The sequence below is a fragment of the Methylocucumis oryzae genome (assembly GCF_000963695.1).
Classification (GTDB): domain Bacteria; phylum Pseudomonadota; class Gammaproteobacteria; order Methylococcales; family Methylomonadaceae; genus Methylovulum; species Methylovulum oryzae.
This window is the reverse complement of sequence record NZ_LAJX01000232.1, coordinates 1-7820: the sequence shown is the minus strand read 5'-3', so window position 1 is coordinate 7820 and position 7820 is coordinate 1. Positions and strand designations below refer to the sequence as shown.

The window sequence follows — 7820 nt, the reverse complement described above, 5'->3', positions numbered from 1 at the left end:
GGGGTAAAAACTTACCTGTAGAAGAAATTGCAGAACATTGCAATACTATCCCGTACACATTAGTCTGCGGCATTACTCAACGCGTTAAACAAATCGATTCAGCCTGGTTGGTATGAGGTTTAATTGACAGAATTTATCTTCTTGCCGGAGAATAGCGCTTTATTCTGAATCATTAAGGGGGATTTATGCGTACCTTCGCTTTGGCAATAACGTGTTGTTTAATAAGCACGGCATCTATTGCTGCCAATCGATATAACTTCGAACCGGGTGATCCAGTATTAACGAATTGCAATCAAATTTATAGCAAAGGCGTTGTAAAAAGCAAAGTTGTTGATGGTTATGTTATCCATTTTGACAAACACAGCCGTCCTATTCGTTGCCCACCCTTTCGTTGGGCATTTGAGTTTGTTTTACCTTATGGCTCAGTTACTGAATACAGCTTCACAGCCAAAGCGGATGGCTTTTTCGGTAAATCGAAAGAAATCGTATTTAAAGTCGGAGAGCCGGTTACTTTTATATTGAAAACCGACCCGCGTATTGAGAAATTAATTAAAGCGGTTGATGTGCAAGCTGAAATTACTGATATTAGTGGAATTGGTGCAATTGCAGTCAAGCCGTTAAGCACAGAGCCTTCTGCTATAGCCGCATTCTGGCAATGGATTGGCACTAATTATGTTGATGTAAATCATGAAACGCTCGCCAAAGAGCGTGAGATGCGAATTAATAAGCCATAACGCTACTCACCGCGCTGCTTTTAAACAGCGCGGAGAATGCTAAACTAAAACCTAAGCGTCGCAGTAACTCGAACCATGCGAGGTTCTATAGGATGCCGAATTATGCCATCAGTACTACCGTCATCATTCGGACCCGCTGCCTCACCTTGTAAACGATAGCCATAAAAGTAAGCTATATCGTTATCTGTAGAATCGAATAAGTTAAAGACATCGACTTCGACTTTATAAGCCTCTTTTTGATAACCCAAACCTAAGTTAACAATATTAGTCTCATCATTCCAAGCTGCGCCATTTTCAACTAATGGCACATCACCAAAGTGTCTTAAACGCAACGTGCCAAATAAGCCCATCGGCGATTCAATTGTTGCGCCAAAGCTTACAACCCGTCCTACAGAATTCGGTATATGATTTTCACCCGATGGAACGCCAATAAACTTTGCTGCCGTAAATGCGAAATCAGCATCAAATGTTAAGTAATCCGTAGGCTTGTAATAATTCGTCCATTCAACACCATAACGCTCTGATTTTCCGGACGGCTCTGTTGTTCCGCCATCACCAACAAACACAAGTTCTGATGAGCTTTCCAACCACCATAAGGCCACAGTACTCGTCAATCCTGGCAAGTGCTGTGTTCTAACGCCAAATTCAGCACCTCTCGACCACGATAATGGCGTTACCGAATCGGCTTGACTGACGCCATCGGTAGGGTCGATTTTAATGGTAGTACCTCTTGCATCATTCGAGTGATAACCGTAGCCGCCATTAAGAAAAATATCGGTGTCATACCAAGGTCCAAAAATCATGCTTAATTTAGGACTAATAATCGCAGCGTCTTTACTACCTGAGTTAATTTTTAAGGTTTTACTGTTGACATCAAACTCAAAAAAATCTGCTCTTAAACCGGCAACTGTGCGAAATTTATCCAACCAGTGTGCTTCATTTTTAATATACAATCCTACACTGGTTTCACTAATATCATCTTCCCTAACCGTATTCCAAATGTTTCTTTGCTGGGTTTGATTTAACGCTAGCCCCATGATTTCATCATGTCTCACTTGCAAACCCAACGTGTTATCCATTTCTATGCCGAACCATTTATCGAAGCGCGTATGCTCGGCATTACCACCGACTTGCACACGCTCTTCTTTTTGCTCAATTTGATCACCCGTCACAGGATTAATGTAACCAGTAAAATTTGAGAATAAATCCAAGTCCGAATAGAGTGCATAAACGTTAAACTCATTTTTGGCTTTATCACTACGGTTCCAATAATTACCTGAAACACTGTAACGATTTGTGATACCACCATCACTACCGTCGCCTGTTCCATAAAGTCCAATTAAACCAGAATCAATAGCGCGCCCAGGAATTTGGTTAGTTGCCGTCCATGTTGAATGATAGGCTTTACCATTAAGTGAGTACCCCCAAGTGTCTTTATCAACGGTGTAACGCAACATGCCATTATATTTTTTTAAATCTTCGGCTTGTTCCCAAACGCCATCGTAGAAATTGACTTCTGACCCTAACAATAAATCACCATCGCCAAACTTATGCGACACGCCTAATACAGAGCGATAAAAATCAAACTCACCACCAGTGAACTTAATAAAGTTTTTATCCAACTTATGCATAGTATGCATCTTAGAGAAACCCGCTGAAGAAAAATCACCAACTTCAGCATAATAAGGCCCTTTACCATACTCAACCTTATCAACCAATTCCGGAATAACGCTATTTAAATCTAAATAACCTTGACCATGCGCATGGCTAGGCATATTCATAGGGATGCCATCGACACTGACAGTAAAGTCAGTACCGTGGTCTAAGTTAAACCCTCGTAGAAAATATTGATTAGCTTTGCCTGAACCGCTATGCTGAGTGGCTATTGCGCCTGGAACCACTTCAACTAACTCACCGACTCTCGATAAGGGACGATACTTAAACTCTGGCTGACCTACAACACCTTGCGATGCAGAAGTGGCTATGCCGATTAAATCAGTTGCTCTTCCTTCGATTTCAACGGTATCTAATTGAACGGGTTCCTCTTGTGTTTCTTCATCTGGAAGAGGATGTGCAGCAACTAAACTACTATACGCAGCCCAAATAACGGTAATTATTGTTATTGTTGTTTGTCGTGTTATTTTTTGCATAAAAGTTACAGATAAATAATTAGTAAGAAGCATAATAGTTTTTTCTTAACTTTTTTTGCAAATTTCCACATCATGCTAGTAACGTGCGCTCAATTAACCAGAACATCCCAGCGCAACTCACTAATATTGATACCGATTGAATCACTCTATTGCTGTACATTTTTTTTTTGTTTTATAAACGTTACAATAGATAAAATAATCATTGCGACAAACAACTGACCCAATTCGACTCCAATATTAAAAGACAATAATGGAATAATAATTCCACCATATTCTGTCGAAATATCCATTTCTTTTAATACACTAGCAAAGCCAAAGCCGTGAATAAAACCAAAACTGAACGTCACTAAGCTGCGTGCCCTTATTTTGTCAAATAAGTTCTCAACACCGACATAGACAATTGATGCCGCAATTATTGGCTCTACAATTGAACTTGGTAATTCAACTATGTTTAATCCAGCTAATACTAAAGTAATTGAATGTGAGAGTGTAAATAAACTAATTATTTTTATCGCTGTTAACAAACGAGTCGTCACAATCAATAATGCTAATAAAAACAACAAATGATCATACCCAGTCAAAATATGCTCAATCCCTAGCTCTATAAAATCAATAACCGCATCTGTTATTTTTTTGTTAGGTTTTACCCCACTATTCACATTGAGTTGTATGCTACTATCTGACTTGCTGAGCATTTTTTGCGTGACCACATCGCCTTGGTCATTTTTTACCGTAACATATTGTTTATGGTTATCTGGAAATAAAGTTAATAAATTCAGCGCTAGCGTAACTTGAGTACTATCAGATAATTTATAGTTAATATCAAAAGTTGCATTATTTTGCTTATCAAATTTAACTGAAACCCTTTCATGTCCAATAAATGCTGTCCCTAGCTGCCTAACCTGCAAATTGTCCACGACTAATTTAGTTAATGCTGGTCTAACGACATCACGCTCCTCATCGCTAACATCGGCATCTAAATCAATGTCCATAGGAATTAAAAACTCAATGTCTTGCAAAGCAAACACTTGACTTACATATAATTCATTATTTTTTACAGTTATTTCTAACGAACTCAAACCTGGATCATGAGCAAAAACGCACATGGAAGCTAACAGTAAAAACAATTTAACAACTATTCTTCTCATTTTGTTATCCCTAACAATCAAGACGCTTTCTTTTTTAAATAAATCATCCTAATCAGCCAGCCAATTAATACAAGCGCTACTAATACTGCTGCGCCAATACTAATAATAAGATATTGTTTTGAATTATCACCAACAGTTAGCTTTATTTTAAATCTATCGTCTTCTTCAATCCCCTCACCTATTAATAAATACAAGATATAGCTTCCTTTTTTATCAATGTCTGCTTGGGCTTCAACAATGCCTTTTGTATAAAGCTTTTGTTCAACTTCCTTTAACACCCTTATTTCATTTATCGATTCTGAGCCATTTTCATTTTTGTATTCAACTTCAACAAGTCTAACCTTAATGGGTGTCTCTCTTATGTCTCTGTCAATTAAATCGGCTGAAAAAAACATTTGACCCTCTATTGGTATTTCTTGGCAATAGGGCACAAATGTATTCTTATCTTTAGCAGAATCTGCATTTTTAGGTTGCACATAGACACTAAAATGCATCGCATAAAAATCATTTGCCACAATACAATCAAGATCAGGCCTATTGCTATACTGCTTAACCTGTGTCGGGTTAAAGTATTCACAGCCAGTAATAACACTTATGGAAAAACAAATAAGCAATGGAATTATATTTAGCGTTCTTTTTATCATAACCGATTGTCGTAACTGATTACTGTCACTGGCCGATGGAAAATTGGAATTTCCCTGTAATAATGTGTGAATCCTTTGAAACCACCCGATATCTCACTGTATATTTACCCGGTTCTAATTTGCTTACCGTGGTATACAAATAAGATTTATCCGTTAATCCTTGCTCAACGTCGTGATTATCAACGCGCTTCCCTTTACTATCAATGACAGCTAATGCTTTATATTCACTTCCAACGCCCTCATTAAACCACACCTCAATTTTTTCTGGTGCACTGCCAACTATTTCGTTTTCTGCAGGAATTGATTTAACAAGTATTGCATGAGAATTTGCATTAAATGACATTCCCATTAAACAAAGAATTACTAATAAGTTTTTTTGGTCGGCTTTCCTTCTTTTCATACCTAACTCTTTATAATTCAAGTACTTTAAATTATCTGTAATTTATTCCGGATAAAAAAAAACCGTTTCCTTTATTAGGAAACGGTTTAGTAAGTTCAAATAAGTAACTATTTGATAATTATACTAAGATATTATTCTTAGATAAATGTTGGAATCAATGGTGCATCAATTTGAACCATTTTGACGGTTACCAGCATCGTCAAAGAAGAATAACAAGCCAGCGAAACGGCTATCTGGATCGTAGATCAAGTCAGCTAAACGATATACTTCCCATGCAGCATCAGATGCAGTAACTTGGATAGTTCTTGATTGGCCTGGAGCTAATGGGCTGTTATCGCTAACAGTCAAACCTTCTTCTGCTAATAAGTCATCTGGATAACCAGTTTCATCTGTTAAAACAGCAGAGTCTAAGAATCTGACGCTAGCAGTTTCAAATTCGCCTAAACGAATAGCTGAATCACCATTGTTAGTAACAGTCAAGGTCATTTGCATAGCACGACCTGGTACACGGTATGTCGCATCTTCAACTTTTACAGCAACAGTTGAAGTTGGCAATTGTAAAGGTTTAATGTTACGCAATACACCAGCTTGTAATGGAACAGTAACTGGATACTGTTCATTAGTTTGGCCCATAGTAATAGCTACGATTGCTAGTGTGCCAGCTGCGAAACCCATACCAACTTTTTTGTCAGTGCTAGAAATCAATGAATCAGCTTTACCAGCTTCTACAGCTAAGTAACGTGGAACGAACATTGGTTTACGCATCCAATAGAACATCCAAGCCAAACCAATTGCATACCAGAAAGCGTGCCAGAAGTATGTGTTGCTTAGGTTGTAAGTTTCTAAGTCGATTGTCTCGCCAGTCAATGTTGTGATTGGGTTAACAAAGTCTTTCATAGAACCAGTAATAGTTACCCATTTACCTGGACCGATGATAGGACCGCCGCCTTTTACGCTCATCATTGAGTGAAACGTGCCAGTCACCTGGTCTACGAGCTTTTAATAATACTTTAAACTCGTAAGTTTCACCTAAGTGTAACTCTACAGAGCGAGGAGCTAACTGACCACCAATCCACGAACCAGCGCGAACGAATACTGCACCTGGCTCACCGATGTTTAAGAAAGCGACATTTGGTGGATCAACTGACTCCGGCCAGCCTGAGAAAACTAACACTTTACCTGTTAAGGTCATTGTGTCATTTACAGCCACTTCTTCTTTCGACCAGTTCATATCGAACCAGTGAAGGGTACGCATACGCAAGAAAGCCGCTTGTGATTTTTCGCCGTGTGCAGATGCAGTTGGCGTATAGATCATAGACGCAGCGGCAGTTGCAAGCACTGCTACAAAAGATAATTTTGCAACTTTGCCTTTAAATAATTTCATATATCCTCCTCTATTTATAGAGAATCTATCTAATTTGTGAGTATCTAGTGGCTAAATCAGTAACTTAATTAAAATAGCCACCAGTTATATTATTTTTCGCGATTTCTATCAAGATGCTTTGGTAAACGCTGTAGAGTTAAACCATTGACCGAAGAAATGCCATAAGAAGTATATTAAGATACTCACGAAACCAGAGAAGAACGCTGATACTGGAGCAACGTCTTTACCAAATGTTCTCAATGTACCTTTTTCAACCATTCTGATGTATTCTGGAGTACCAGTTCTAACATAGTGGTAACCTTGTAAGTCAGCTAAAGTCATAACCATACCGTTGTATTCAACAGGCACGTGTAATGGAGCGATAACTGGCCAGTTACCTGGATAGAATAATAAGCCATAACCTAAACCACCGATAACAGCGGTGAATGTCATGCTATTGCTCAACAATAACACAACGTCTAAGAAAATAGCACCTGGCATTAATTGCGAAGGGAATACGAAAGCAACTGGGAAATATGTCCAACCCCAGAAGTTAAAGTATCTGTTTACCCACTCACCCAACAACAAACCTAAGATACAAAGAACAGCACCAAATGGCAAGCGATAACGCCACCATAACATAGACTGAACTGCAGCAGGGAATGTAATAGAAACGATAGGAGCCACAGTTACCCATAGACGTCTATCTTTCCAGTCAGTCCAGAAATCCCAGTCACCACCAGTTAACATGTAGTGAATGTGATAACCACCTAATACAACAAAGAACAAAGTAAAACAAATTAGCCAATCGAACGTACGAGAAACCTTGACTGCTTCTGCGCGTGAACGTACAGCTGATTGAGATGCGCTCATTAGCTTACCTCCTAAAAGGATTAAATTTATTTTTATATATCACCCCATCACGCTGCTTTAAGAAATTATAAAACAGCTAGAGGAGATAGTTATTTAGCTTAGTGTGACTCGACTATTATGCCAAATCTTTTTTTCAACAATTTACCGATAGCGCCGCACTCGATGTTAACAACACCCATAACACCTAAAGCTGCCCATCCGAAGAATACGAAGCCGTAATGTAACGGAGCAACGAATAATTCTTCCATAAACCAGAAAGTATGACCCCACTCATTTAAACCAACGTTTGGCAAAATCATGAATGGACCAATTACTGACACCATATATTGTAAAGACAAACCTTGTTGATAGGTTGGCAATCTAGTTTTTGCATACAAGAATGAAGCAAAACCAGTAATGATGTAGATTGGATAGCTTAAATAGAATTCGATGATATGGCTTGGAGTAAAGTCAGTATCACGAACAATAGTTTGATGCCAAGTACCATCTTGTTCAGTGAAATAGCTTG

The 7820-nt window shown here is 38.5% G+C and carries 8 protein-coding genes and 1 pseudogene; 2 read left to right on the top strand and 7 right to left on the bottom strand.

What is annotated here, in order from left to right; genetic code table 11:
* Together VZ94_RS32515 and VZ94_RS18465 are read left to right on the top strand one after the other, a co-directional pair.
* On the top strand, nt 1-116 hold a 116-nt coding region (locus tag VZ94_RS32515), incomplete at its 5' end, for an alanine racemase C-terminal domain-containing protein (protein WP_338040518.1).
* Between the two features lie 69 nt (nt 117-185).
* Nucleotides 186-734 carry a hypothetical protein gene (locus tag VZ94_RS18465; RefSeq protein ID WP_045780350.1) on the top strand — a complete coding sequence of 183 codons (549 nt, stop codon included), beginning with the start codon at nt 186-188 and terminating at the stop codon, nt 732-734.
* Nucleotides 735-778: 44 nt separating this feature from the next.
* On the opposite strand, the gene VZ94_RS18460 is transcribed toward VZ94_RS18465, so the two are convergent.
* The 7 genes and pseudogenes from VZ94_RS18460 to VZ94_RS18430 all read right to left on the bottom strand — a co-directional run.
* Nucleotides 779-2884, bottom strand: coding sequence for a TonB-dependent receptor (locus tag VZ94_RS18460; RefSeq protein ID WP_045780351.1), 2106 nt, complete (start codon nt 2882-2884; stop codon nt 779-781).
* A gap of 146 nt (nt 2885-3030) precedes the next feature.
* The gene (locus VZ94_RS18455; RefSeq protein ID WP_052700724.1) at nt 3031-4032 is read right to left on the bottom strand and encodes a HupE/UreJ family protein; all 1002 of its coding nucleotides are present in this window, start codon (nt 4030-4032) and stop codon (nt 3031-3033) included.
* A 17-nt stretch (nt 4033-4049) separates the two neighbouring features.
* Nucleotides 4050-4676: a hypothetical protein gene (locus tag VZ94_RS18450; protein WP_045780349.1), complete on the bottom strand. Its 627-nt coding sequence runs from the start codon at nt 4674-4676 to the stop codon at nt 4050-4052.
* 25 nt (nt 4677-4701) lie between these two features.
* A complete protein-coding gene (locus VZ94_RS18445; protein WP_239650066.1) occupies nt 4702-5097 on the bottom strand; it encodes a copper resistance CopC family protein in 396 nt (131 codons plus the stop codon).
* A 116-nt stretch (nt 5098-5213) separates the two neighbouring features.
* A pseudogene (amoB, locus tag VZ94_RS18440) lies at nt 5214-6460 on the bottom strand (bacterial ammonia monooxygenase, subunit AmoB).
* A gap of 108 nt (nt 6461-6568) precedes the next feature.
* Nucleotides 6569-7312 carry a bacterial ammonia monooxygenase, subunit AmoA gene (amoA, locus tag VZ94_RS18435; protein WP_045780347.1) on the bottom strand — a complete coding sequence of 248 codons (744 nt, stop codon included), beginning with the start codon at nt 7310-7312 and terminating at the stop codon, nt 6569-6571.
* A 98-nt stretch (nt 7313-7410) separates the two neighbouring features.
* Nucleotides 7411-7820: methane monooxygenase/ammonia monooxygenase subunit C (locus VZ94_RS18430; RefSeq protein ID WP_045780346.1), on the bottom strand; the 410-nt coding region annotated here is incomplete at its 5' end.

Bases quoted from the DNA above. Each gene is read 5' to 3' on its own strand.
- VZ94_RS18455 (WP_052700724.1), bottom strand. From the start codon at position 4,032: ATGAGAAGAATAGTTGTTAAATTGTTTTTACTGTTAGCTTCCATGTGC.
- VZ94_RS18450 (WP_045780349.1), bottom strand. From the start codon at position 4,676: ATGATAAAAAGAACGCTAAATATAATTCCATTGCTTATTTGTTTTTCC.
- VZ94_RS18465 (WP_045780350.1), top strand. From the start codon at position 186: ATGCGTACCTTCGCTTTGGCAATAACGTGTTGTTTAATAAGCACGGCA.
- VZ94_RS18460 (WP_045780351.1), bottom strand. From the start codon at position 2,884: ATGCAAAAAATAACACGACAAACAACAATAACAATAATTACCGTTATT.
- amoA (WP_045780347.1), bottom strand. From the start codon at position 7,312: ATGAGCGCATCTCAATCAGCTGTACGTTCACGCGCAGAAGCAGTCAAG.